Below are 310 nucleotides of genomic sequence, written 5' to 3' on the forward strand. Positions count from 1 at the left end.
ACATGAATAGATATGAGGTTTGTTTCAAATTGCAGGTCGCCAAAGAGGCCTGCAACACCTCCACATCGGTCAAGGCCGTTGCTCGGCGCCATGGCCTGGAGTTCTCTACGGTCAGGCGGTGGGCTGCGACCTACCGGCTGCATGGTCGGCAAGGGTTTGACCGCAAACCCCGGTCCTATGACCTCCAGTTCAAGCTGGAGGTCCTGGAAAAGATGGGCCAGGAGGGCATGTCCGCACGCGAGGCCACCACGTTTTTCCAGATCGGCAGCGCAGGCGCAGTGGGAGAGTGGCTGCGCCTGTATGCTGAGGG

Annotated in this window: 1 protein-coding gene; it reads left to right on the forward strand. The window is 60.0% G+C overall.

The genetic code is table 11. The features are described 5' to 3' along the window. Positions 1-2: 2 nt before the first annotated feature. Positions 3-310: helix-turn-helix domain-containing protein (locus tag IAE41_RS22360; protein WP_200734610.1), on the forward strand; the 308-nt coding region annotated here is incomplete at its 3' end.

This window comes from Stenotrophomonas sp. S39 (assembly GCF_016624665.1).
Taxonomy (GTDB): Bacteria; Pseudomonadota; Gammaproteobacteria; order Xanthomonadales; family Xanthomonadaceae; genus Stenotrophomonas.